General features: G+C 50.5%; 22 protein-coding genes and 1 tRNA gene. 11 read left to right on the forward strand and 12 right to left on the reverse strand.

The features are described 5' to 3' along the window. Positions 1 to 2: 2 nt before the first annotated feature. The 3 genes from ileS to murJ all read right to left on the reverse strand — a co-directional run bounded on the left by ileS (position 3) and on the right by murJ (position 5,433). Positions 3 to 2,813 carry an isoleucine--tRNA ligase gene (gene ileS, locus Kalk_RS05820; protein WP_101893306.1) on the reverse strand — a complete coding sequence of 937 codons (2,811 nt, stop codon included), beginning with the start codon at positions 2,811 to 2,813 and terminating at the stop codon, positions 3 to 5. A 5-nt stretch (positions 2,814 to 2,818) separates the two neighbouring features. Continuing rightward, positions 2,819 to 3,760, reverse strand: coding sequence for a bifunctional riboflavin kinase/FAD synthetase (gene ribF, locus Kalk_RS05825; RefSeq protein WP_101893307.1), 942 nt, complete (start codon positions 3,758 to 3,760; stop codon positions 2,819 to 2,821). Positions 3,761 to 3,864: 104 nt separating this feature from the next. Continuing rightward, positions 3,865 to 5,433 (reverse strand): murein biosynthesis integral membrane protein MurJ, encoded by a 1,569-nt coding sequence (gene murJ, locus Kalk_RS05830; protein ID WP_101896225.1) that lies wholly within the window; start codon positions 5,431 to 5,433, stop codon positions 3,865 to 3,867. A gap of 226 nt (positions 5,434 to 5,659) precedes the next feature. Here murJ and rpsT point away from each other — a divergent pair, with 226 nt between their 5' ends. Beyond that, the gene (rpsT, locus tag Kalk_RS05835; RefSeq protein ID WP_101893308.1) at positions 5,660 to 5,926 is read left to right on the forward strand and encodes a 30S ribosomal protein S20; all 267 of its coding nucleotides are present in this window, start codon (positions 5,660 to 5,662) and stop codon (positions 5,924 to 5,926) included. 73 nt (positions 5,927 to 5,999) lie between these two features. Here rpsT and proB read toward each other — a convergent pair whose 3' ends face one another. The 4 genes from proB to rplU all read right to left on the reverse strand — a co-directional run bounded on the left by proB (position 6,000) and on the right by rplU (position 9,098). Continuing rightward, positions 6,000 to 7,142 (reverse strand): glutamate 5-kinase, encoded by a 1,143-nt coding sequence (gene proB / locus Kalk_RS05840; protein ID WP_233716822.1) that lies wholly within the window; start codon positions 7,140 to 7,142, stop codon positions 6,000 to 6,002. Positions 7,143 to 7,165: 23 nt separating this feature from the next. Further along, a complete protein-coding gene (cgtA, locus tag Kalk_RS05845) occupies positions 7,166 to 8,359 on the reverse strand; it encodes an Obg family GTPase CgtA (protein WP_101893309.1) in 1,194 nt (397 codons plus the stop codon). Positions 8,360 to 8,506: 147 nt separating this feature from the next. Beyond that, positions 8,507 to 8,767, reverse strand: a complete 261-nt coding sequence (gene rpmA / locus Kalk_RS05850; RefSeq protein ID WP_101893310.1) for a 50S ribosomal protein L27 — start codon at positions 8,765 to 8,767, stop codon at positions 8,507 to 8,509. Positions 8,768 to 8,786: 19 nt separating this feature from the next. Next, on the reverse strand, positions 8,787 to 9,098 hold the full coding sequence (rplU, locus tag Kalk_RS05855; protein WP_101893311.1) for a 50S ribosomal protein L21: 312 nt from the start codon (positions 9,096 to 9,098) through the stop codon (positions 8,787 to 8,789). Positions 9,099 to 9,390: 292 nt separating this feature from the next. Between rplU and Kalk_RS05860 the strand changes: the two genes are divergently transcribed. The 8 genes from Kalk_RS05860 to Kalk_RS05895 all read left to right on the forward strand — a co-directional run bounded on the left by Kalk_RS05860 (position 9,391) and on the right by Kalk_RS05895 (position 15,167). Next, positions 9,391 to 10,359, forward strand: a complete 969-nt coding sequence (locus Kalk_RS05860) for a polyprenyl synthetase family protein (RefSeq protein WP_101893312.1) — start codon at positions 9,391 to 9,393, stop codon at positions 10,357 to 10,359. Between the two features lie 14 nt (positions 10,360 to 10,373). Continuing rightward, positions 10,374 to 10,450 (forward strand) — tRNA-Pro (locus tag Kalk_RS05865). 210 nt (positions 10,451 to 10,660) lie between these two features. Next, a complete protein-coding gene (locus tag Kalk_RS05870; protein WP_101893313.1) occupies positions 10,661 to 11,881 on the forward strand; it encodes a tyrosine-type recombinase/integrase in 1,221 nt (406 codons plus the stop codon). Between the two features lie 95 nt (positions 11,882 to 11,976). Beyond that, a complete protein-coding gene (locus Kalk_RS05875) occupies positions 11,977 to 12,807 on the forward strand; it encodes a hypothetical protein (protein WP_101893314.1) in 831 nt (276 codons plus the stop codon). 113 nt (positions 12,808 to 12,920) lie between these two features. After that, complete coding sequence (locus tag Kalk_RS05880) at positions 12,921 to 13,139, forward strand: helix-turn-helix transcriptional regulator (protein ID WP_101893315.1); 219 nt, start codon at positions 12,921 to 12,923, stop codon at positions 13,137 to 13,139. 3 nt (positions 13,140 to 13,142) lie between these two features. Next, complete coding sequence (locus tag Kalk_RS05885) at positions 13,143 to 13,448, forward strand: helix-turn-helix domain-containing protein (protein WP_199768018.1); 306 nt, start codon at positions 13,143 to 13,145, stop codon at positions 13,446 to 13,448. A gap of 185 nt (positions 13,449 to 13,633) precedes the next feature. Further along, positions 13,634 to 14,029, forward strand: coding sequence for a hypothetical protein (locus tag Kalk_RS05890; RefSeq protein WP_101893316.1), 396 nt, complete (start codon positions 13,634 to 13,636; stop codon positions 14,027 to 14,029). Positions 14,030 to 14,564: 535 nt separating this feature from the next. After that, complete coding sequence (locus Kalk_RS05895) at positions 14,565 to 15,167, forward strand: hypothetical protein (protein ID WP_101893317.1); 603 nt, start codon at positions 14,565 to 14,567, stop codon at positions 15,165 to 15,167. Here Kalk_RS05895 and Kalk_RS05900 read toward each other — a convergent pair. Both Kalk_RS05900 and Kalk_RS05905 read right to left on the reverse strand, forming a co-directional pair. Then, on the reverse strand, positions 15,164 to 15,475 hold the full coding sequence (locus Kalk_RS05900) for a helix-turn-helix domain-containing protein (RefSeq protein ID WP_101893318.1): 312 nt from the start codon (positions 15,473 to 15,475) through the stop codon (positions 15,164 to 15,166). The two genes, Kalk_RS05895 and Kalk_RS05900, sit on opposite strands and share 4 nt — an antisense overlap. Beyond that, positions 15,472 to 15,816 carry a type II toxin-antitoxin system RelE/ParE family toxin gene (locus Kalk_RS05905; RefSeq protein WP_101893319.1) on the reverse strand — a complete coding sequence of 115 codons (345 nt, stop codon included), beginning with the start codon at positions 15,814 to 15,816 and terminating at the stop codon, positions 15,472 to 15,474. Before Kalk_RS05905 ends, Kalk_RS05900 begins: the two co-directional genes overlap by 4 nt. Before the next feature lie 374 nt (positions 15,817 to 16,190). On the opposite strand from Kalk_RS05905, the gene Kalk_RS05910 reads away from it, so the two are divergent. Then, complete coding sequence (locus Kalk_RS05910; protein ID WP_101893320.1) at positions 16,191 to 17,090, forward strand: alpha/beta hydrolase; 900 nt, start codon at positions 16,191 to 16,193, stop codon at positions 17,088 to 17,090. Positions 17,091 to 17,094: 4 nt separating this feature from the next. Here the strand turns inward: Kalk_RS05910 and Kalk_RS05915 are convergent, their stop codons facing one another. After that, complete coding sequence (locus tag Kalk_RS05915; RefSeq protein WP_158643331.1) at positions 17,095 to 19,371, reverse strand: CHASE domain-containing protein; 2,277 nt, start codon at positions 19,369 to 19,371, stop codon at positions 17,095 to 17,097. Between the two features lie 198 nt (positions 19,372 to 19,569). On the opposite strand from Kalk_RS05915, the gene Kalk_RS05920 reads away from it, so the two are divergent. Then, complete coding sequence (locus tag Kalk_RS05920; RefSeq protein WP_101893322.1) at positions 19,570 to 20,283, forward strand: outer membrane protein OmpK; 714 nt, start codon at positions 19,570 to 19,572, stop codon at positions 20,281 to 20,283. A gap of 10 nt (positions 20,284 to 20,293) precedes the next feature. Here Kalk_RS05920 and Kalk_RS05925 read toward each other — a convergent pair whose 3' ends face one another. Together Kalk_RS05925 and guaD are read right to left on the reverse strand one after the other, a co-directional pair. Beyond that, positions 20,294 to 23,197 carry a hybrid sensor histidine kinase/response regulator gene (locus Kalk_RS05925; protein WP_158643332.1) on the reverse strand — a complete coding sequence of 968 codons (2,904 nt, stop codon included), beginning with the start codon at positions 23,195 to 23,197 and terminating at the stop codon, positions 20,294 to 20,296. A 167-nt stretch (positions 23,198 to 23,364) separates the two neighbouring features. After that, complete coding sequence (guaD, locus tag Kalk_RS05930) at positions 23,365 to 24,678, reverse strand: guanine deaminase (protein WP_101893324.1); 1,314 nt, start codon at positions 24,676 to 24,678, stop codon at positions 23,365 to 23,367. Positions 24,679 to 24,780: the final 102 nt, after the last annotated feature.

A 24,780-nucleotide genomic window follows, 5' to 3' on the forward strand; every position in this document is an offset into this window, starting at 1 on the left:
CCTCAGCAGAAGTTACGGGCCTCGCCCTCGCCTTCTACATTATCCACACAACGTAAACACAGTTCGGGATGGTTATTGTTGGAGCCAACGTCTGCCCTTAAATGCCAGCAACGCACACATTTCGGATGCTCGCTTTTCTTCACCTCAACGCGCAAGCCATCAAGCTCTGTAATATCTCCGCCTTCATTCCATTGATGAACACGTACAGCGCTGGTTATCATGGCAAAGCGCAGCTCATTCCCCAATCGATCCAGATCTTCTTTCAGGTCAGCGCTGCATGACAAATCCACTTCTGCCTCCAGGCTGCCACCTACCGTGCCGTTCTTGCGGGCATCCTCGAGCTGTTTGTTCACAGCATTCTTCACGCCCTGAACGGTTTGCCAAAAATCCGCATTCATGGTTTCGCCAGCAGGCAATTCAAACAAGCCTTGATACCAGGTTTCCAAATGAACCGATTCACTGCGCTCACCCGGCAGATATTGCCACAATTCATCCGCCGTAAAAGACAGAATCGGGGCAATCCAACGAACCAAGGCTTCGACAATATGATACAAAGCCGTTTGGGCCGAGCGGCGCGCAACGCTATCGGTTTTACAGGTGTACTGTCGATCCTTGATTACATCAAGATAGAAGCCACCAAGGTCAACCACGCAGTAATTGTGCAGCTTCTGATAGATTGAATGGAACGAATACTCGTCATAACACTCAATGATCTCCTGCTGCAGTTTGGCAGCGCGATGCACCGCCCAGCGATCCAGAGCCAACATATCGTCTGGTGCCACAGAGTGCGCCTTGGGATCAAAACCATTCAGGTTCGACAGCAAAAAGCGCGCAGTATTCCGAATGCGTCGATAGGAATCTGCAGTACGCTTCAGGATTTCGTCAGAAACGGTCATTTCCCCACGGTAGTCCGTGGCAGATACCCACAGGCGAATGATGTCCGCCCCCAGGCTTTTAACTACCGTTTGCGGAGACACCACATTGCCCAAAGATTTGGACATTTTTTTACCTTGGGCGTCCACGGTGAAGCCGTGAGTCAGTACGGTTTTGTACGGCGCTTCGCCGCGAATGGCAAGGCTCGTTTTCAGTGAAGACTGGAACCAACCACGATGCTGATCAGAGCCTTCCAGATAAAGATCGGCAGGCACATGCAGATTTCCACGCTGCTCTAACACAGAGAAATGAGTGACACCGGAATCAAACCAGACATCCAGTGTATCGGTAACTTTGTCATACTGACCGGCATCGCCACCCAGCAACTCAGCTTGATCCAGCTCAAACCAGGCATCCATTCCTTTTTCTTCAACCAGCTTGGCTACAGCCTCAATCAACTCTGGCGTGTTCGGGTGCAGCTCAGATGTTTCTTTATGCACAAACAACGCGATGGGCACACCCCAGGTACGCTGGCGGGAGATACACCAATCCGGACTCTGATCAAGCATTCCCTCAATCCGAGCCTTGCCCCACTCAGGTAGCCATTGAACTTTGTTAGCGGCTTTTTTGCAGGCATCCAACAAACCGTTCTGATGCATACTGATAAACCATTGGGGAGTGGCGCGATAGATCAGCGGGGTTTTGGTACGCCAACAATGGGGATAGCTGTGTACCATTTTCGCCTGCTTCAGTAAGGCATTGTTTTCCTCTAACAGCTGCAGAATTTTTGGCTCAACTTTGTATACGTGTTCACCCGCCACCTGCGGTGTAGTGTCCACATAAGTGCCATCTGCGCTGACATAGTTCAGGGTTTTAATACCGTATTTGAGGCCGACGTTGAAGTCGTCCAGGCCGTGATCTGGGGCAATATGTACGGCGCCGGTACCTGCGTCTGTCGTTACATGATCACCCATTACCAGCGGCACTTCACGTTCGATAAAGGGATGCTTAAGCATCAGGTGCTCAAGGCTGGAGCCCAAGGTCGTGCCCAGCACCTCATAAGCGTCCACGCCGTAACGTTTACAGACATCATCCACCATATCGGTGGCAAGCAGGATGATCTCATCACCACAACCAACATCCAGTTTCACCAGACTGTATTCCAGATCGCGACTCAGAGCTACGGCCTGGTTAGCCGGTAAGGTCCAGGGGGTTGTGGTCCAGATCACCACAGACAACGGCAAAGCTGAAACGTTAACGCCAAACTGATTAGCCACGGCATCAACATCCACCGGAGCAAACCGCACATCCACTTGCGTGGAGGTCTTTTCCTGATATTCAACTTCGGCTTCCGCCAGCGCTGAGCCACCCACCACACTCCAGTACACCGGTTTGAACCCTTTCACCAAATGGCCGTTCTCGGCGATGCGGCCGAGCGCTCGAATGATGTCCGCTTCGGTTTTGAAATCCATGGTGAGGTAAGGGTTTTGCCAATCGCCCAATACACCCAAGCGAATGAAGTCTTCGCGCTGGCCATTCACTTGCTTCTTGGCGTATTCACGGCATTTTTTACGAAACTCTGCATAAGGCACTTTCACCCCTGCCTTGCCGATTTTCTTTTCCACGTTGTGCTCAATCGGCAAACCATGGCAATCCCAGCCAGGCACATAAGGCACATCAAAGCCGCTCAGGCGCTTGGAGCGCATGATGGTATCTTTCAGGATCTTATTGACCGAATGGCCGATATGAATGTCGCCATTGGCGTAGGGAGGGCCATCATGGAGAATGAACTGGGGTCGCCCGGCTGTGGTTTCCTGTACTTTCTTGTACAGATCCATTTTATTCCACTTCTTTAGCATTTCTGGCTCTCGCTGAGCCAGGTTGCCTTTCATTGGAAACGCTGTATCCGGTAGATTCAGTGTAGGTTTGTAATCGGCCATGGAGTTCAATTGCCCTTAGATTTCTGTTTAGCAAAAAACTGTTTTGCTGTTTCAATATCTTGCTGGATGGCTGCGGTCAATGCATCCAGTCCATCGAATTTTTTCTCATCGCGTATTTTGTGACGGAACATCACTCGTAGGTGCTTACCATAAAGATCGCCCTGGAAATTCAACAAGTGCACCTCCAACCCAACATGTTCGCCGCCAAGTGTGGGCCTGGTACCCAAATTGGCAACACCTTGCTGAACCTGGCCAAGCCCCCGTACCTCTACGGCAAACACACCACTCACCGGGGTTCTTACCCGCTTGGGAAGAAAGTTTGCGGTGGGCACGCCAATGGTGCGACCGAGTTTTTGGCCATGTATAACACGCCCGGACATAAAGAATGATCGACACAACATTACCGAAGCGGAGTCAAAATCACTGCGCTCCAGACATTCTCTGACCCGCGTGCTGCTAACCCGTTCCCCGTGCCACTCAAAGGTGTGGGTATGATCCACGCTGAAGCCATGCTCTGCCCCCATACGCTGTAAGAAGCGGAAGTCACCGGCCCGGTCGTTACCAAAACGAAAGTCATCGCCCACTACAAGGTGTCGAATGCCCATACCCTGAATCAGGATATTGTCACAAAACTCTCGAGCCGACTGGCTGCAGAAACGTTTGTCGAACTTGACACACAATGTGCGATCCACCCCCAACTCCGCCAGAACCTCCACCTTTTCACGGAAGGTCATCAGACGTGCCGGCGCATCCTCTGGTGCAAAAAACTCACGGGGCTGGGGTTCAAACACCATGACCGTGGATGGAATGCCCAATTCTTTGGCTTTCGCCCCTAGCTGGCGAATGATGGCGCGATGCCCCAGATGGATGCCATCAAAGTTTCCGATGGTTGCTACACAACCTCGGTGGTGGGGTCGCAAATTGTGAACTCCGCGAATCAACTCCATAACTACGCCATCACGCCAAAAAGGCGAGCATTATAGCGGAGTTGGGCGCGGGATATAACTGCATGGCCCAACCAAATCGGGCATTTGAGGCTTAACTGCCGCTCTTAATCGCTATGCCGGGCAATCATATCCCGAGGCCGCATCCCAGACACCAGCAAACTGCCAAAATAAGTAGCGATACCTGCCGCCACCAAGAATGCCAGATAAGCGCAGCGCTGCTGCCATCCCCATAACAGCCACTGATCTAAGTCTTTGTTAAAAAAAGCAATAACAGCAACCATGATCAATGATGAGAACGTTAGCCTGACTCCGAACAGAAACCACCCCGGCTGTACCCGGTAGATCCCCTCCCGGCGCAAGCCCAGCCACAGCAGACCAGCATTCAACAGCGCCGACAAGGAAGTTGCCAGCGCCAACCCCACATGGGCCAAGGGCAGGATCAGAGCAAGATTCAGAACCATATTGGCCACCATCGCAACAATACCCACCTTGACCGGGGTTTTGGTGTCCTGCCGGGCAAAGTAACCGGGGGCCAGCACCTTGACCAGCATGAACCCCAACAATCCCAACCCATAGGCCTGAAGGCTCAGGGAGGCACGCTCCACATCGCTGGGGGCAAACTCCCCATACTGGAACAGGGTCATCAGCAACGGCGCCGCCAGCACAATCAGAGCCAAGGCTGCGGGCAAACCAATCAGCAGCACCATTCGTACCGCCCAATCCAGAGTTTGAGAAAACGCTTCACCGGACTGGCTGGCGTGCTTACGCGACAGACTGGGTAGAATCACCGTAGCAATGGCAATACCGAACACACCTAACGGCAGCTCCATCAGTCGATCAGAATAGTAAAGCCAGGATACACTGCCATCTGCCAGAAACGACGCCAGTACCGTATCAAGCAGCAAGTTAATCTGCGCTACCGACACCCCAAACAATGCCGGCAGCATCAGCTTCATAATGCGCTTCACCCCAGGGTCAGACCAACCCCAGCGCGGCACGGTTAACAGATCTATTTGCTTGACGAACGGCAACTGGAACACCAGCTGCACAACACCTGCCGCCATCACGCCCCACGCCAACGCCATAATCGGTGGATCCATAAGCGGAGCCACCAAGCAAGCCGACGCAATCAGGCAGACATTGAGCAAAACAGGGGTAAACGCAGGCATGGCGAACTTACCGTAGCTGTTCAGCACACTGCCCAGCAACGCGGTAAGCGAGATCAGCAACAAATACGGAAACGTAAGCCTCAGCATATCGGATGCCAAGCCGAACTTTTCTGGCATGCCATGAAATCCGGGCGCGAACACAAAAGTCACCGCAGGAGCGAACATCACGCACATCAACGTCACCCCCAACAACAAACCACCCAGAGAGCCCGCCGTATAGCTGACCAACAAACGCACTTCGGCATGCTCTCGCTGGGTGCGGTATTCCGACAAAACCGGAACAAAAGCCTGAGAGAAAGCACCCTCAGCAAACAAACGCCGAAAAAAATTAGGGATTTTGAACGCCACGAAAAAGGCATCTGCCCCGCCACCAGCGCCGAACAGGTTAGCCACCACCACGTCCCGAACCAACCCCAGAACCCGCGAAAGCAAGGTAAATACGCTGACAACCCCGGTCGAACGCAGCAATCCGCTTTGTTTCTGCCCTGATTTTTCGTTTTTCATGTACAATCCTTCTCCACCCAAGGCCGCCATTATACGGATTAGGGCATCATTCCGTATCCTCGCAGATAAATAGTATTCAATCCTTGACAGCGAGGCCTTAGGTGGGAATAATCTTGCGTCCTCGAATTCAAGTCTTTAACGCCCTGAATATTCGAAACCGGTTACTTAAATCAATTAGCGTTTCAAGTTTCTGCAAATTTTACTGATTATAGAAAGGAGCTAGACCTTGGCTAACATCAAATCAGCTAAGAAACGTGCACGCCAGGCTGAAAAGCGTCGCAGACACAATGCCGGTCTGCGCTCCATGGTTCGCACTTATATCAAGAAAGTGGTTAACGAAATCGCCACTGGTAACAAAGAAAACGCCCAGAAAGCTTACCTGGAAGCGGTGCCTGTCATCGATCGCATGGTAACCAAAGGGATTATCCACAAGAACAAAGCAGCTCGTCATAAGAGCCGCCTGAGCACACAGATCAAAGATCTGGCTGCTTAATACGCTTTGTGGACATAAAAAAACCGGCTCTAAGCCGGTTTTTTTATGTCTGCTGATTTCACAGGCAAACCCACTAGAAAACCACCATATTATCCCGATGGATCAACTCTTTCTCATCGGCGTAGCCCAGCACCGACACAATAGCATCTGTACTCCGCCCCATGATTTTACGGGCCTCGTCTGCCGAATAATTCACTAAACCACAGGCTATTCGCTGATTGTCCGCATCAACACAGGACACCATCTCCCCTCGTGAGAAGTTGCCCGTCACTTCGCGCACACCCACCGGCAACAAGCTGACGCCTTTTTCACGCAGCGCTTTGGCCGCACCCTCATCCAGAACCAGCACACCGCGCATCTGAAGATGCCCTGCCAGCCATTGCTTGCGAGCAGCCATGGGAGACTCATCTGCTGTTAACAAAGTCCCTACGGACTCAGCCCGCTGAATCCGCGTCAGAACCTCAGGCAGGCGGCCACCGACAATGATGCTGGCGGCACCAGAACGCGCCGCCAGTTTCGCAGCACGGAGCTTGGTCGCCATTCCCCCTTTGCCCAGTGCACCACCACTGCCGCCAGCCATAGACACCAGCGCTGGGTCTGAAGCACGAGCATGAGAGAGCAATGTCGCATCAGGATTAGAACGGGGATCAGCATCATACATACCCTGCTGATCAGTAAGAATTACCAGCAGATCCGCCTCAACCAAATTGGTCACCAGCGCACCCAAGGTATCATTGTCACCAAAGCGAATCTCATCAGTGACCACGGTATCGTTTTCATTCACCACCGGCACCACCCCATGACCAATCAAGGCCAACAAGGCACTGCGAGCATTGAGGTAGCGCTTACGATCAGAGAGGTCGTCGTGAGTCACCAGAACTTGAGCAGTGTGCACACCATGAGCCTGAAAAGCCTGCTCCCATGCCTGCACCAATCCCATTTGACCCACCGCAGCGGCCGCCTGCAGATCATGCATGGCCTTAGGGCGACGCTTCCACCCCAAACGCGCCATGCCTTCTGCAACGGAGCCGGAAGACACCAACACCACTTCGACACCCAGCTTACGCAAAGCAGCAATCTGCTCCACCCAGCCAGCAATAGCAGCCCGATCCAGGCCCTGACCGTCATTCGTCAGCAAAGCACTGCCAATTTTTACAACCCAACGCCGGGAAACCGACACCTCCGCACGCAAAGCCTGATCTTCGACACCTGACATAAGAATCTGCTACCCCCTAATGATCAGTGCGGTGCGTAGACCACTTCAACGTCGTGATCATCATCGTCGTCATCATCCAGATCATCCGCATTACGCTGACGCCGACGCTCCGATCGGTATTCCTGAATTTTAAGACGCGCCTCTGCCTCCAAACGCTGCCTTGCCGCACGCTCGGCCTCTGCAAACTCTTCATCTGCAGCCATGCGCTCATCCAACTCCTCAAGATGATTCATAATGGCAAAGACCAGCTCCTGGGTACCGAAGCCGTTGGCGGCAGAGATCTTAAATACCGGCCCATCCCATTCCAAATCGTCAACGATTTGCTGACAACGCTGGCTCGCTTCCTCTTCAGGCAACAAATCCGTCTTATTCAACACCAACCAACGATCACGATCCGCCAAGGCGGGGCTGAATAACTGCAACTCACCCGCAATAGCATCCACCGACTCAACCGGACTGGAATCATCCCAGGGAGCAATATCCACCACATGCAACAATATACGACAACGAGCCAAATGCTTTAGGAAACGAATACCAAGCCCGGCACCTTCCGCCGCACCCTCAATCAAACCAGGAATATCAGCCATAACAAAGCTGCGCAACCGGTCAACTTTCACCACCCCCAAATTGGGAACCAATGTAGTGAAGGGATAATCGGCCACTTTGGGCTTGGCCGCAGAAACAGCTCGAATCAACGTAGACTTGCCCGCATTAGGCATGCCCAGCAACCCAATATCGGCCAGCACCTTCAGCTCCAGCTTCAAATTGCGCTTTTCACCCTCGGTGCCCGGCGTAGTCTTGCGGGGGGAACGGTTCGTGGACGACTTAAAACAGGTGTTTCCCAAACCACCCCTGCCACCTTTGGCCACCACAAACTGGTCGCCCTCTTTCAGCAGATCACCCAGCACTTCCTGGGTATCCTCATCCACCACCGTAGTGCCCACCGGCACTTTCAGAATCAGGTCATCCCCGCTGGCCCCGGTACAGTTGCGGCCTGCGCCACCCTCGCCTCGCTGCGCCCTGAACAAGCGCTCATAGCGATAGTCAACCAAGGTATTAAGGCCATTATCTGCCAACAGGACTACGCTGCCACCCGCTCCACCATTACCACCATCGGGGCCACCGTACTCGATGTACTTTTCCCGACGAAAACTCAGGCACCCGTTGCCACCATCTCCGGCTTCGACTCGAATGGCAGCTTCATCAACAAACTTCATAGGGCACTCCTGCTGTGTAAAGGTGACGGCACATCAATTGGGTGACGACACTGGGTGCGTAAATGTATTCTACTGTTACCGCCGCACAACGCAAAAAGCCCCGCCTTACGGCAGGGCTCAGCGATCCGGAACGACAGCTTTTGTCGTTTAGGCTACGGGCTCGATTGAGATGTAGCGACGGTTTTTTGGACCTTTCACTGCAAACTTAACCACGCCGTCTGTCTTGGCATAGATCGTGTGATCTTTACCCAGACCAGTGTTCGGGCCAGAGTGGAACTGAGTGCCACGCTGACGAACAATAATGTTACCGGCTTTAACTACTTCACCGCCATAACGCTTAACACCAAGGCGTTTACTTTCCGAGTCGCGACCGTTACGGGTACTACCACCAGCCTTCTTGTGAGCCATTATGCTTCTCCTTAACTAATTAGGCGCTAATGCCAGTGATCTTCACTTCCGTGAAGTACTGACGATGCCCCATCTGCTTACGATGGTGCTTACGGCGACGGAACTTGATAATGCGAATTTTATCGCCACGGCCGTGGGTTACCACTTCCGCTTTCACTTTGCCGCCTTCTACAACAGGTGCGCCAACTTTAACGTCGTCACCGTTTGCTACCAATAAAACTTGATCGAATTCGATGGCTGAGCCGGGCTCGGCTTCAATCAATTCCAGCTTAACCAAATCACCTTCGGCGACTCGGTGCTGTTTGCCACCACTTACAAATACCGCGTACATAGCTGCTGACTCCAACCGCTTTTAAGCATCAGAATAGGTTGTCTTGTTCCGACTGACCACCGACGCATTTGTTGATTGGCGTCAGGTCACAGGGGGCGCAATTGTAAGGGAATCAGATAACCGGTGCAAGCCTAATCAACAGACCAATTTAACAGCCCCGAATAAGGTGGACAGGACAAGCAAAATCAAGTCTTTAGCTTGACACCCCCCACCCCCCGCCATAGCATTCGAAACAATTTCACGTTCTTTATTGGTGCGGTGACTTTCCGCCCCCATCCAGGTTACCTTAAGTATGGATTTTAAAGCGATTTCCGCTGCGGTTGAGACCGATTTTCAACAGGTTAACGACTTTATTTTCAAGCAGTTACACACCCACGTCCCGCTCATCAAGGAAATCGGCAACTATATAATAGACAGTGGCGGCAAACGCCTCCGTCCGCTGGTATGCCTACTCAGCGCCCGTGCGCTGGGCTATGAAGGCCACAAACACGTGGAAATCGCCGCTGTGGTGGAATTCCTGCATACCGCCACCCTGCTGCACGATGATGTTGTGGATGAATCATCTCTGCGCCGTGGCAAAGCCAGCGCCAACGAAGTTTGGGGCAACGCCCCCAGCGTACTGGTAGGTGACTTTCTGATCTCCCGCTCTTTTCAGATGGTGGTGAATGTGGGCAACATGCGTGTCCTGCAGATCCTGTCAGACGCCACCAACCTAATCGCCGAAGGAGAGGTACTGCAGCTTATCAACTGTAAGAACCCGGATACCAACGAAGCCCAGTACATGGAAGTCATTCGCTACAAAACCGCGAAAATGTTCGAAGCCTCAGCCCAATCCGGTGCGGTACTCGCACAACCCGGCGAAGCGTTGGAGCTGGCATTCGCCCGTTACGCTGATCACCTGGGCTTAGCCTTTCAATTGATTGACGATGTACTGGATTACACCGGCAGTGCCGAGGAAATGGGTAAAAATGTGGGTGATGATCTGGCAGAGGGCAAACCGACGCTCCCCCTGATTTACGCCCTGCAACATGCCAGCCCCGCAGACCAGGACATGATCCGCACAGCCATCCGCACCGGCGGGTTGGATAAGATTGACGCCATCACCCAGGCGGTTCGCAACTGCGGCGCCATCGACTACACAATTGAACGGGCAAACGAACAATCTCGCCTGGCAAAAGAAGCCCTTGGCGAAGTCAAAGATTCCGTATATAAAGAGGCATTGCTTGCATTAAGCGACCTGGCGGTTGCCCGCAACCATTAAGCCGCCAACCCAATCGGAGTGTAGCTCAGCCTGGTAGAGCACTGCCTTCGGGAGGCAGGGGTCGAAGGTTCGAATCCTTTCACTCCGACCAAAACGACATTCCAGCACATCCCAGAACATCCAAAACACCCCTGAAAGCCCCGTAGAATCTGACCTTTAGCTCCCAACCCATCCCAGCACATCCATTGTAATCCCAGATATTTGGGGGTATATATGGGGGTATGTGGCCGTTTTCCATATTTGATACCCCCAAAAGGCCCAAAACAGATACCCCCAAACATAGCTGGAGACCGCACCACACATGCCTTTGACCGCCTTAGCTGTAAAGCAGGCCAAACCCAAAGAAAGCGACTACAAGCTAACGGATGGTGGGGGTATGTACCTGCTAGTGAGCAAGAAGGGCGGCAAATATTGGCGGCTTAAATATCGCTTCGCCGGTAAAGAAAAAGTATTGGCCTTGGGGGTGTACCCCTCAGTTAGCTTGGAGCAAGCCAGACAGGAACGGGATAAGGCCAAAAAACTACTGCCCAACACCGACCCCAACAGCGTAAAGCGGGTAGACAAAGCCAGCAATCTGGAAGCCGCCGAAAACAATTTCGAGCTGGTCGCCACTGAGTGGTATAGCAACCACATGGTGAACAAATCCGACAGCCACCGCACCCGCACATGGCGCCTACTGAAAAATGACCTGTTTCCCCCACTTGGCAAGCGCCCAATTTCAGACATCACACCCCCTGAATTACTCAAGGTGCTGAGGCGAGTGGAAAGCCGTGGCGCCATTGATACCGCCCACCGTGCACACCAAACAGCCGGGCAAGTGTTCCGTTATGCCGTAGCAACCGGAAGGGCAGAACGCGACCCCAGCGCAGATTTACGGGGTGCACTAAAAATTCATATTAAAAAGCACCATGCAGCCATCACAGAACCAAAGGAGCTAGGCAAATTGCTACTGGCAATGGACAGCTTTGGCGGCACCCCCGTTGTTAAAGCCGCATTGCAGCTATCGCCCTTGCTGTTCGTACGCCCCAAAGAGCTACGGCACATGGAGTGGACAGAAATCGACTGGGATCAAGCCCTATGGCAGATACCCGCCGACAAAATGAAAATGAAAGAACCCCACATTGTTCCCCTGAGCGTACAGGCCATAGCCATACTTGAGGAAATACATTCACTGACCGGGCGCGGCAAGTACGTGTTTCCCAGCGCCAGAGGCGGAAGCCGCCCATTGAGCGAAAACGGTGTCAGGGTGGCCTTACGTACAATGGGATATGACAACGACACTATGACCGCACACGGCTTTAGAGCCACCGCCAGAACCATTCTGGATGAAGTGCTGTGCTTTCGGGTGGATTTGATTGAACACCAGCTAGCGCACACAGTACGCGACACCAACGGGCGGGCGTATAACCGAACCAAGCATTTGCCGCAGCGCAAAGACATGATGCAGAAGTGGGCTGATTATTTGAACGGATTAAAGCTTAAAGCACAAAACGGCAACATTATTGCTGGCCGCTTTAAGTAACGAGTAAACCAACCCTAGGGTAGCTCCTGAAAAGCCGGACACCTTCACCGGCTTGGGTTGGTTCCAAATGAAGGCAACGCACAGAAGGCGTGCATATGAGAATAACAGCAACTGTAGGCGTCGCAAGAATTTTGGCTTCTCACGCGCTTTATACCGACATTACAATGTACGACGTTGTGAACTCCTTCTCAACGGGATCGCTTGGAATGGAGCACAAATGCTTTGTTGATAAAAACGGCGAGACCATATATGAATTTAAGGATCTCTGGCCACTTGGAGAACAAAGTTTTCGAGAGCTAGAAAAGTGCAATGAAGATCCAATCACGGAAAACAATATACAGGAAGTATTGCTAATCCCCCTTATTTACCTACGAGACTTTAGGCTAGGCCTGCTTGATGTACTCATTAATTACAATGCAGAAATCCGTGCCGGTGGAAAAGAATTTAGGGGATTTAGAGCGCTCAAACACTGGCCTATTGGACACCCTATAGACGATTTTCTGCAAGCGCGTAACGTTCTAATTCAATCCGAGCCAGACGCTGAAGTCGCAGAACGTTTATTGACCTCCCCAGAGTGGCTCATCTTGCCCAGAATATTATTGTTCAGCGCTATAGATTCAATTTTTTTAGCCGAGTGGGATGATGGCTACGGAATGGGAGAAGCATTTTCTAGTCTAAGCAGCTTAAAAGAAATACTTGATTATGCTGAAACTGCAAAGTCAGTCAAATCAATGCTGGCTAAAAAAGCAAGCATTGAACGACACAAAGAAACAAACGAATTTAAACAGCAAGCGATCAACTACTATGAAAATAACGAGAAACGCTTTAAATCAAGAGCAGCGGCAGCTAGAGAAATTGCCAGACAAATACCAATCACTACTAGAACCATTGAAAGCTGGATCAAAAACCACCTAGACGAAAAATAATTTCATACAGTCTGCGGGCAGACTGTACAGTGTAGGCGTACACGCATCTATGGTTTTATTTTTATGAGCACATAATGACTAACCATGTCCAACAGCATCCACAGGAGCACGACATGGTTAGTACAAATCCCGACAGACACACCCTACCACCAACCGGCTTTATTCGACTCGATGACATTCTGAAAATCTTTCCTATTGGGAAATCCACATGGTGGCAAGGTATCAAAGATGGCCGCTATCCCAAAGGCATTAAACTAAGCCCACGCACAACAGCATGGAGGGTTGAGGACATCCAAAACCTGATAGATTCATTGCAAAGTGACGAGGGCTAAACCATGAAAAAGAACAAAGCCCCCACAATGCGCAGAGGCCGTAACGACGCCTACAATGATACCAACGTAAAAGCACAACGCCAACGACTGCTAGCGGCCTTGCTACGGGCTGGAAGCGCGGGAATAAACACCATCCAAGCAAGGCACAACCTCAACATATTGGCCCCGGCGCCTCGCATCTATGAATTAAGGCACCATTACGGGCACAACATCCAAACAATCTGGACAACCGAAACCACGCCAGAAGGCCACCCACACCGGGTTGCCCGCTATGTACTGCTGAACGGAAAGTACAAGGAGGCGATCTGATGTTGGAATATGCGACTCTTCGAGTTTACCGGATGGTCAGCGGGTTCAATGGTGGGGTGAGCGGCATTGTGTTTGCCGCTTCACGCCACAAGGCTGTAGAAGTCTTTTGCAGGCTGCACACACTTTACCCGGCACAAGTCGCGGTTTTATACAGCCACCCCCTTCAGTACCATTAAAGGTGCGCTATGGCATCCAACAAACCCAAAGGCAGGGCAAGGAAAGCCCGCTTTGCGGGGGTACCTCACGCGATCATGGAATCAGACAACTATCGGCACCTGAATGGCTGGGATGTAAAACTGCTGTTGGAGCTGGTAAAACAACACAATGGCAGCAACAACGGCGACTTAAGCGCAGCTTGGGGCATGATGAAAAATCAGGGTTGGCGCTCCAGCGGCACGCTGTTCAAATCTTTGGCCAAATTAGAGCGGCTTGGATTTATTGAACGCACACGGCAAGGCGGTAAACACCAATGCAACCTGTTTGCCATTACGTGGTACCCCATTGACGAGTGCAAAGGTAAGCATGAAGTTCGGGCAACCAGCACCCCATCCAATCGATGGAAACAACCCGCACCCGATTAAAATCCTTACTCGCTATACGAACGAATGTGCTCACCATGTGAATCAATTGGGGTGCAAACAGGCAGAAAACGGCCTACCTGTAATCGCTATATGAACTAATCAGGGGCTTTTTGATGATTTCGGCACTCACTATTTGACCACCTTATTATATAGCCATAGGCAGTAGCTAATAATGATGCAGTCACAAGGGGATGGGGTAGCCAATTCTTCAGGGCTTTCAATAACTGACCGCCGCCGGTATCTCAATTGTCACAGCCACAAAACCACAGCTCTAGCCAGCCACGCCAACTTTTAGCGAAGGTGATAACGATGGGCAGCAAATGACAGGGAAAAAGGTACTCCCGAATTATAGCACTGGGGGTATTTCTAACCTCATGCCCGCTTAGCTTATGAGCAATTGCAAGCATAGGTTGCTGTTTAATCCTGATTTAGCCATGAGGTAAATTTCCTAATGATTTCGGATAAAAAATCTGTATCGAACTGAAAGATTGAACATGAAGGCTACTCACAATCCAACGAACTACAGGAACTTAGCATGGGCGGTATAGGCAGCGGTCGAAGCCTTACAGGGAGCAAGCGCACGACAATGGAAAACACTCTAAAAATAGACATTGGCACCTTAAAGAGATTGGGCCTTTTTCGTGAAGGGCAAGCCGGGGCGCTCTGGTGGACGCGTAACGGCGAGGAAACCGGACAGGTGGACTATGTAACCCAGAAGCATGGAATAGCGCTGAATTACCGATACAGGGCCGGTGGTGGCGATTGGGAGAGCGTTTCGCTAAACATTGCGTACGGAATAACCCCCTGCCACTTTGGCGGGGTGCGGCACTGGCTGGTTTGCCCATCTTGCAAACGAAATGTGGGGGTGCTGGCTGCGGACAGTAAACTATTCCTGTGCCGCCATTGTTACGAGCTGCCCTATGCTTCGCAGAGTGAAAGCCCCATTGACCGGATGATCAGAAGGCGTGAGAAGATAGGCAAACGCATTTTCGCCCAAAACGGTGATCAGGTTTACCTGCGCAGAAAAGGGCTGCACAAACGCACCTATGAGCGAGAGCTAAACCATTACCATGAATTAGAGTGGGCAATAGACTACTGGATAAGCGTGAAACTGAACGCCCTTGATGGGCTGATTTAAACTGAACCCAGCCGATCAATGGTATCAGGGAACTTTTCCACCATCTTAATCAATAGCGCGGCTTGAGCATTAGGCTTAGCCCTGCCCTGCTCCCAGTTTTCCAAGGTGCGCTTATTGATTCGCAAGTATCGGGCAAATACCGCCTGTGACAAATGCAACTTCTCACGCAGCTTTACCAGTTCAGTGCTGGTGATTTCTGTGCTGGCTGGTAGCTCAATCGGGTGTTCTTTCAAAGTGAGCTTGCCTTCGCGCTGATCTTTCAACGCTTGAAAACCTTCGTTTAATTCTGCAAACAGGTTACGTTTCATGATTGGCACCTCGCAGCCATTTCTTGCTTCAGCATGAGCGCCAACGCTTTGCGCTCATCGTCGGTCAAGTCGGACATTTCACCTTTACCGTACAGAGTGAACAGCCAGAACTGATCACCCCCCAACCACCAATAATAGATAATGCGTACACCGCCCCGCTTTCCCTTGCCTCTGCGCTCATCCCTATAACGCACTTTGCGCAATCCACCTGTGCCTTTGATAACATCACCCGCCAATGGGTTGGCTAACAGCTCTTGCTGTAACCCCTTGAACGCCTCATCATCTAGGTACTGATTGCGGTATCGTTCAAACGGCGGCAATTCAACAAAGACAGCTTTCATTTTATCCTATACGTTAGTTGCGTACACCAAACAACTATACGTTAGTTGCGTACAGGTCGCAAGCCAAAGAATCTAACCAAAACCTTAGCATTGTTTAGCAACCGGGTTCTTTTGGGGGTATTTATGGGGGTACATCCAGAAAGGCAAAATCTATATTTATTTTATATTCAGATAGTTACAACAACTTTTCGGTTGATTTCACTCCGACCAAAACACCCAAACACCCCAGCGCACCCTTCACGTCAATTAACCGAACCACTCTGCGCCCATGTAACAAACCCACCCGAACCAACTCCAATCATTGCAGCGCAGAGGTTTAAACCCAGCCTGCATTTAATAAATCTATTCAAAAAAACAAACACAAGGAAAGTTCAATGGACGCATTTCGACCAAAGTTTATGCGCGCTATGACAGTGGCGCTGCATATCATGCTGCTAAGCGCATGCAAACAAACCGTTCTAGAAGAGAAGGGTGTCAGGGAGCCGGAGTTCCCCACCATCGAAAGCAGCCAAACCATTTTGTTCATCCACGGCATGTATCTCACACCGCAGGCCTGGGCAGAATGGCGCCAGTATTTTGAGGAAAGAGGCTATCGCACCTACGCTCCGGCTTGGCCGCTACATGATCTGAGCATTGAGGAGCAAAATCGACTCCACCCCAATGCAGATCTCGGTGAACTGAGAATAGAAGAGGTGTTAAATCAGTACAGGGCATTTCTAGGCACGCTGGATGAAAAGCCCATTGCCATAGGTCATTCGATGGGCGGCCTGATAGCACAACTTCTGCTTGAAGAAGACTTGATCAGTGGTGCTATAGCTTTGCATTCTGCGCCACCATTCGGGGTAATCAGTGCCGAACCCGCCTTTCTAAAAGCGAACTGGCCAATGTTGAATCCCTTGATCCCTGCCAACAACCCCATACAGCTTACCTTCAAACAATTTCAGTATGGATTTACCAATGGAATGACCGAGGCAGAACAGATCAGCGCCTATGAACATATGGTTCCAGAGTCACGCCTGATCGGTAGATCCACCACTACCACAGCTACCGCGCTGGAACGTGATGCTCCTAGGAAACCGTTGCTGATTGTGTCCGGCGGAACAGACAGGACCATAACAGCCAGTTTGAATTACGCGAATTTTGAAGCGTTCCGTAACACTCCTGCAATCACCGACTACAAGCAGTTTCCTGAACGCAACCACTGGACGATCAAGGCAAATAACTGGGAATCCGTGGCAGACTATAGCCTGGAGTGGATTGAATCAAACCGCTAACACTTTACCCATGACGCTGAGGTAACCATACCGAAAAAACCGTCAGCTTTCCTGGTTCGCTGGTAACGCTGACGGTACCCTTGTGGAGTTCGACCAACTCCTTAGTGAGCGCTAGCCCTAACCCTGTACCTTCGGGATTGAGCTTTTCTTCTCGGCCGACTTTCTGGAACTTGTTAAATAGTTTTTCTATGTCATCCGGTGCAATACCAATGCCGGTATCCTCAACTCTAAGCTCCACTCCAGGCACTTTCTGAACGCTTTTCTCAACCAGGCATATCTTGATCTCACCACCCACGGTAAACTTAACTGCGTTTGCCATCAGGTTTATGATCACCTGCCTCAACCGCGTTGCATCCGCCTCAATCAAACCATGAAACTCACACTCAAGCTGCACACTGGTTCCTTTAGCCTCAGCCATTGGTAAAAATTGATTTTTCGTTTCCGCCAACATCTCGTCAAGCGCTACCTGCGTTAAGGAAAGCTCCAGCTTACCCAAATCCAGCTTACTAATATCCAGTAGGTTATTGATCAGCCCAAGCAGGTGATTGGCATTACGATCAACAACGGCAAGCGCATCAAGACTGCGCTCATCCAGCCTGCTTGCAGACCGATTCATCACTCTGCGCGTAAATCCAATTACGGAATTGAGAGGCGTCCTGAGTTCATGAGACATACTCGCCAGGAACTCGGTCTTGGCCATACTGGCTTTCTCCGCGGCTTCTTTGGCTAACGCCAACTCGCAGGTTTTAATTTTCACTTGATCCTCTATTGTACGTTGACGCGTAATCATGGTTAGCAAAACGGCCTCCAGCATAGCAACATACAACAACCCACAAATCAAAATCAGGTAGCTCTGCCAAAAAGATACGCGCGTCATAATGCCATAAGTGGCCATCAGCTCAATGCTAATTACACGATCCAAGAAGCTGAAACGGGATGACCATTCAACAGGAAGCTCTCGCTTATCGTTGCCATGCAGCAATACTGGATTATCAGAATCGGTGACATCAACCAAGCGAAGTGACTCGGCCACCCCATCCCCGGATATAGCACGCTTTAACAAGTCATCCACCCTAAACAAAACCTGAATTACTCCGTCATATTTCTGGCTATCTGGCGCTTTCACTGGCGCCGACAGAATATAGGAAAGCTCGGACTTTTTATGCTGAACGAGTGACACAGGAACACTGGCTTGCACTGAACCGGTTCTCAGCAATCGGGATGCATCACCCCGGTGCGGCAACGCCAACACGTCCAACCCAAGCACTTGCTCATTACCCTCTAGGGGGTAGACATATGTGATAGGAAGATACTCTGCACGATCCCTGCTAACAACCAAGCGTCGGTCAATATCGGGCTCACGAATTTCAAACCCTGCGACACCCGTTTCTCTGACTGCGCTGACAAAGCTCGTTCGATCATCCCCCATGACTAAAGGCAGCCATTGCACAGCAAGAATCGCGGGATGCTGTTCTACAAGAGGGGAAAAGAATGTGTTGAACCCAGCTGAAGACACGTGATCACTGGCCGAAAAAAAGCTCGTCGCAGCGTTCAGAATGACACGCACCTCATTAATATTGAGAGCAAGAACCGCCTCGAATTGATGACCAATTTCTGCGATTTGAGTGCGCCTATTTGCTTGCTCAGCTGATCTCACAAAAATAAACGAGGCGATTACCAACATTAAAAATATGATTGGCAAGGCAACGGATTGCCATATCCGGCTGCTTGACGTTGGGCTCCAGGTCAACACCCTTACAACAAACGGAGCAATCACCAGCGCCCCGACAGAGTCACCTACCCACCAAACAATCCAGTTATTAAACCATCCAGCCCAAGGAACAATGCCGAACAGCCCAAGCATAACGGAGCCATTAATAGAGTTTATTAAACAACTGGCCGGGCCGACAATTAATAAGAATTGGAGAACTTGGACTCCGTTGGTTAACTGGCTGGGCAATAGATTCAAACGTAATAGCATATGGCTGGCGATAGCTGCCTGCGCCAACGCCCCACAAGAGACAACGGAAGCAAAAGCTATTTGTTGCAGATCGATGGGGATTCCCTGACTCAACGATACGTTAAGGTTAGCAATAAGCGCCCCAAGCCACACACCTGGATAGACCGCCCGCCCGAAGACCACCACAAACCCTAACGCAATACCAGCTGACGGCCACACTGGTGTTGCAAAATCTGGAGGAATTGCGAGCAGCTCAGTCCCTAGAGCAAATCCCCAATACAGAAGCACTAACAATATGTTTCGACTGATGTTTCTGCTCACTACCTGAAGCCGCTCTCTATTTGATCCAACCAAGACCCAACGCCTGATCCTACACTAAGAATAGCAGTGGAATTACTACTCAACCCCCAAAAAACCCGTAAAACCTGTTCACATACAAGACCAGCTATAACCGGTAGAACTTAGCAAACATAACCGTTATGAGCTATACAGGAAAGAATATTCATAAAGGAGCTACCCATGCCAGCCAGGACACAGATGATAGTAGCAGCCAGCGCCCTCCTACTATCCATTTCCGCAGAGGCCAAGCAACTCTGGAGTACGTTCAGTTTGACTTACCTCTATGGTGAACACTATGAGCTGGGAGCAGATACCAGGGAGGTGCTTACCGTAGAACACGCCAGCACCCACAACTGGGGAGACAATTTCTTTTTTCTTGACCATACAACGGCTGACGACAACACCATTAGCAATTATTTTGAACTGTCCCCCCGCTTGAGCCTGAGCTATCTAAGTGGCTCCAGCCTCTCCACTGGAGTTGCGAAAGATTTTTACCTGGCGAGCACTCTGGAAGGAGGCAACTTCAACAACTATCTTTTGGGTTTGGGAACCAAGCTAGACGTACCCGGCTTTCAGTTTGTGAATATCAACCTCTACCACGTCAATAACGATCTATGGGATGATGATCAACAGATCACTATCAACTGGGCAGCTCCATTCTCCATTGGCAGAGGCGTTTTCCTCTATGACGGTTTTATTGACTATTCGACTGCATCCGACACCAACGCTAAAGAAATGAACTTTACATCTCAACTAAAATGGGACATCGCCTCATTACTGAGTGCAGAATCCCCATTCTATCTAGGTATTGAATACGCGTACTGGATCAACAAATACGGCGTCGACGGTGTGGATGAGAACAATGCCAATCTGTTATTGAAATGGCATTTTTAGGTGTAACCCCTTAGCCATTGCTGGCTTTTAGCGATTCATAACCGAGATAGCCTGCTAATGCACGCTGCAATGTCTCATAACCCACCGGTTTGGATAGGTGTTCATTCATACCTGCGGCAATGGCTTTCTCTTTGTGCTCCCGCAGAACATGCGCGGTGAGTGCAATGATGGGGACAGGTGGTAAATTCTTGCGCTGTTCATAACGCCTGATTTGAGATGCCGCACTGTATCCATCCAGTACCGGCATTTCACAATCCATCAACACCAAATCAAAATGGCACTCTGCTTGAGTCATCATATCCACCGCCTGCTGGCCATTTTCAGCATATTGAAGGTTCAAACCCATTTTCCTCAACAAGCCTGACACGACCATCTGATTGACTTTGTTATCCTCTACAACCAGAACCGTTTTGTCGGTAAACAAACTGGCTTTGGCATCCATGCGCTCTATGTCCGGCAGATAGCTAACACTGGAAAGCTGTAATAGAACCTGATGCAACATTCGGGGAGCGAATGGCTTCTGTAGACACAGCACATGCTCGGTGCATGGCGGCATACTGTAACGCCGCACTGATTCCATTGTAGTGACCACAACAAATTTTGGAGAGTTTATCTCCTTGCATCGACTAATGTCGGCAACAGTCTGAAGCGCGTCTTGTTTATGATCCAGGATCACGTATTCCACTGGATGTCCCTGCCGTGTTTCATAGCGCAACATCTCCATTGCTTGCTTGCTGTTAGAAGCCAGCAGCGATGTCATGCCCCATTCCCGCATTTGCTCAGACATTATTTGTGATAGGGACGCCCCCGTATCAATCAACAAAACCTTCTTGTTGTGCAGCGTTGTCAATGACAGTTCATGCGCTTGTATATAGTCACGGCTGGCTGGCTGGCATTCGATATTGAACCAGAATCGGCTGCCCCTGCCTGGCGTACTCACAACACCGATGTCGCCCCCCATTAGCTCCGACAGTTTCTTAGATATACTGAGCCCCAACCCCGTACCACCAAACTGTCGTGTCACACTGAGATCAGCCTGGTTGAACGCTTTAAACAATCTTCTTTGTGCTTTGTGCTCTATACCGATCCCCGTATCAACTACGTCGAATCGAAGATGATACGCACTTTGATCTCGAATCGGCGCTGATGATGACACCCGCAAACTGACATGCCCCTGGTCAGTAAACTTGAAGGCATTAGCCATCAGGTTCAGCAGCACCTGTCGCAACCTGGTTGGATCCGCTTTTATATAGCGAGGTGTACCAGGAGCGAATGAACATAAAAGCTCAAGCCCCTTTGCTTCAGCATTAGCAGAGAAAAAAGCGATGCATTCCTGACAAAGCTGATCGAGATCAACGTCAGCATCTTTAAGCTCAAGATTGCCTTCTGCAATTTTTGCGTAATCCATGATATCGTCAATGATTCCCAACAAAGCCTTGCCAGATTGCGCGATTGTCGATACGTAGTGCGCTTGAATGTCATCCAGCCTGGTATCCCGCATCAGCTCTGACATACCCAAGACTCCATTCAACGGCGTTCGTATTTCATGGCTCATGGTTGCCAGGAATCGACTTTTAGCATCATTCTCTGCCTGAGCCTGCACCAAGTTTTGCCGAACCTTGAGATCATCTACCGCAGCGTGAAACTTAAGCTCTAGAAATCGTTTATGCTCTTCACGCGCCCGTTTTTCATTACTTACTGCGTTTTTTTGTGCCTCCAGTTTAGCGCGACGCTCTTCATTGATACGATCCGCCAGCGCAAACGAGAACAGTATCACCTCTACGGCTGAGGCGACTTGCACAGAGTATTTAATTAACGTCGTGCTTGGTAAAACCCCGAATTTACTCAAGCCTGTTACAAAAACGGATGACAGCAATACTGTCCATGCCAACACAAAAAAACGCGCCGCGCGAACACCAAGATGCATCAGATAAAATCCGCAACAAATAACGATTAAGGCCGTAGGCATGCCAACAACAGAAACCAGTATCGTGCTGGTTCGTGGGCCCAACACAAACGCCAATAAAAACACCAACGTAAAACACAACGCCAATACAGAGAACACGTTGTGGATATAAGGAGTGTTAACGCGGGTATTAAGTAACGAGATAGCAAACAAGGTACCCATCAAGCCAAACACAGATAAGCTGGCGGGAATGGCAATGGTATTAATCCAAGGGTAATCAGCCCAAAGAAACTGGAAGCCTATGCCTTGTACCGATGCCACATAAAAGGAGCACCCGAACGCAGCGCCAATGTAGTACAGATAACTTACATGGCGCACGCTCAAATAGATAAAAAGATTGTACAGCACCATCACTAAAATAATGCCATAGTAAAGCCCTTGCCCCACCATGATCGATTGCTGCTCATCGAAGTAATGGTCGTAATCCCGAAGCTTAATTGGTGCCCCCAATGAGCTAGTGGACTCAATGCGAATATACGCCGTTACAAACTCCCCCGGCTCCAGTAACAACGGCACCATAAAGTTGTTGGCATCGACTGGCCGCTGATTGAAAGGGTAGGCGTCACCCAAATGCCACTCCTGCGCAACCCCCTCATTTTTAATAATATGTATTTCAACCAGATCCAGCAGCGGGTACTGCACTTCTAACAATAATTTCTGTCGGACGCTGCCAACATTGCGAACCGGTAGACGCACCCAGAGGATATCCGAGCTGTATCCAAAGAAAGGGGATTCGCTCTGGCTTTGAAACCAGTCCTGGCGCGGCAACGCCCTAACATCAGACAGATTGAGAATGCCTTGCTTATCGAGATAATATTCGGCAATGGGGCTGGCACTGAGGGAGGTGAATTCATCGGCAACGTTGGCAACGGTGCGCGCAGACAGAACCTGAAACGGAAGGCAAAGAAGCAGCAGCAGGCCAACGCAAGTGCGCCCGCAACAAATCAACCAATTTATATCCCTATGAGTGCTTTCCCTACTTAAGCTGCCTGCCACGTAACGCAAGTGTGCCCTACCAGTCCGTCTGCTTTTTGATTCCATCTTCTTTTTAGAATAGACCAAGTCACTGCCAATATGTCCATATTTGAACTCGAGGGGCGATTTTTAAACACCTATCAGCCGACCTTGCCCCGAAAGTGCACGCAACGGCCAGCAGAAAATGTTTGCTCCACTACCCGATCATCAGCCAATACGTTGAGAACAAAGACTTTTTCCTGAATGGTACGACAGTGCTGCATACGAAAAGCCAGTAACGGCGTAGCCTCAAGATCCAGCACGACAAAATCTGCTTCGTTGCCGACTCGAAAGCTGCCAATGCGGTCCGCCAAGTCTAATGCGACCGCGCCCCCCAAGGTGGCCATATAAAGCGCCTGCATCGGCTCCAGCGTGCCGCCCTGCAACTGTTGGATCTTGTAGGCTTCATCCATGGTTCTGAACAACGAAAAGCTGGTGCCCGCTCCCACGTCGGTGCCCAAGGATACCGTCACTCCAAACTCGTGTAATCTCTTCAGATTTAACAAACCTGACCCCAAAAATAAATTTGAAGTGGGGCAATGAGCCACCGCCGCACCGGACTGAGCGAGCTTGTTACATTCTTCGTCACACAGATGAATACCATGGGCAAAGATGCTGCGCTTACCCACTAACCCTTCACGATAATAAACATCCAGGTAGTTTTGCGACGATGGAAACAATGCCTTAACCCAAGCTACCTCCTCCTCGCTCTCTGCAAGGTGAGTATGAAGGTACAGATCTGGATATTCCTTCAGGAGCTGCCCGGCTTTCTCCAACTGATGCCGAGTGCTGGTAGGCGCAAAACGCGGCGTCACCGCATATTGGAGCCGGTCAACGTTATGCCACCGCTCAATCAACCCAAGGGATTCCTGATAGCCGGTCTCCGCCGAATCACAGAGTTCATCAGGGGCATTTCGATCCATCATCACCTTGCCGGCAATCATTCTAAGCCCCCTATCCTGGGCCTCATGAAAAAACGCATCCACAGATGCGGGATGAACCGTGCCAAACACCAACGCGGTGGTCGTGCCATTGCGCAGTAGCTCTTCCAGAAAAAATGCCGCTACTTTCCGGCCATAGCGAGAATCGGAAAACCTGGCCTCAACCGGAAAGGTGTAATTATTGAGCCACGAAAGCAACTTCTCACCAAAAGCACCGATCATTTCTGTTTGAGGATAATGCACGTGCGTATCTATGAAGCCGGGGAGAATCAGGTGATGAGAATAGTGGTGGAGCGACACCCATGATGGCAAGCGGTGCAACAGCTGCTCAGCAGAACCGACCGCCTTGATGCAACCATTTTCAATCCACAACACGCCATCCTCAAAATACTGCCAAGCCGCATCGCCCACCTTGGCGGGATCATCGACAAAATACAGCAATTGAGCACGGTATGCCTGCGCTGACACCCCCATCCATAACTCCCCTTATACTGCCAACGATATTCCTGTGCGTGTGCAAACCGAATATTTCAACTCACCACTTCATTCATTGTTTGTCAGCGGTGCGTACTGCGT

Source organism: Ketobacter alkanivorans, assembly GCF_002863865.1.
Taxonomy (GTDB): domain Bacteria; phylum Pseudomonadota; class Gammaproteobacteria; order Pseudomonadales; family Ketobacteraceae; genus Ketobacter; species Ketobacter alkanivorans.

Coding starts and splice junctions, on each gene's coding strand:
- ileS (WP_101893306.1), bottom strand. CDS start 2,813: ATGGCCGATTACAAACCTACACTGAATCTACCGGATACAGCGTTTCCA.
- ribF (WP_101893307.1), bottom strand. CDS start 3,760: ATGGAGTTGATTCGCGGAGTTCACAATTTGCGACCCCACCACCGAGGT.
- murJ (WP_101896225.1), bottom strand. CDS start 5,433: ATGAAAAACGAAAAATCAGGGCAGAAACAAAGCGGATTGCTGCGTTCG.
- proB (WP_233716822.1), bottom strand. CDS start 7,142: ATGTCAGGTGTCGAAGATCAGGCTTTGCGTGCGGAGGTGTCGGTTTCC.
- cgtA (WP_101893309.1), bottom strand. CDS start 8,359: ATGAAGTTTGTTGATGAAGCTGCCATTCGAGTCGAAGCCGGAGATGGT.
- rpmA (WP_101893310.1), bottom strand. CDS start 8,767: ATGGCTCACAAGAAGGCTGGTGGTAGTACCCGTAACGGTCGCGACTCG.
- rplU (WP_101893311.1), bottom strand. CDS start 9,098: ATGTACGCGGTATTTGTAAGTGGTGGCAAACAGCACCGAGTCGCCGAA.
- Kalk_RS05860 (WP_101893312.1), top strand. CDS start 9,391: ATGGATTTTAAAGCGATTTCCGCTGCGGTTGAGACCGATTTTCAACAG.
- Kalk_RS05870 (WP_101893313.1), top strand. CDS start 10,661: ATGCCTTTGACCGCCTTAGCTGTAAAGCAGGCCAAACCCAAAGAAAGC.
- Kalk_RS05875 (WP_101893314.1), top strand. CDS start 11,977: ATGAGAATAACAGCAACTGTAGGCGTCGCAAGAATTTTGGCTTCTCAC.
- Kalk_RS05880 (WP_101893315.1), top strand. CDS start 12,921: ATGGTTAGTACAAATCCCGACAGACACACCCTACCACCAACCGGCTTT.
- Kalk_RS05885 (WP_199768018.1), top strand. CDS start 13,143: ATGAAAAAGAACAAAGCCCCCACAATGCGCAGAGGCCGTAACGACGCC.
- Kalk_RS05890 (WP_101893316.1), top strand. CDS start 13,634: ATGGCATCCAACAAACCCAAAGGCAGGGCAAGGAAAGCCCGCTTTGCG.
- Kalk_RS05895 (WP_101893317.1), top strand. CDS start 14,565: ATGGGCGGTATAGGCAGCGGTCGAAGCCTTACAGGGAGCAAGCGCACG.
- Kalk_RS05900 (WP_101893318.1), bottom strand. CDS start 15,475: ATGAAACGTAACCTGTTTGCAGAATTAAACGAAGGTTTTCAAGCGTTG.
- Kalk_RS05905 (WP_101893319.1), bottom strand. CDS start 15,816: ATGAAAGCTGTCTTTGTTGAATTGCCGCCGTTTGAACGATACCGCAAT.
- Kalk_RS05910 (WP_101893320.1), top strand. CDS start 16,191: ATGGACGCATTTCGACCAAAGTTTATGCGCGCTATGACAGTGGCGCTG.
- Kalk_RS05920 (WP_101893322.1), top strand. CDS start 19,570: ATGCCAGCCAGGACACAGATGATAGTAGCAGCCAGCGCCCTCCTACTA.
- guaD (WP_101893324.1), bottom strand. CDS start 24,678: ATGGGGGTGTCAGCGCAGGCATACCGTGCTCAATTGCTGTATTTTGTC.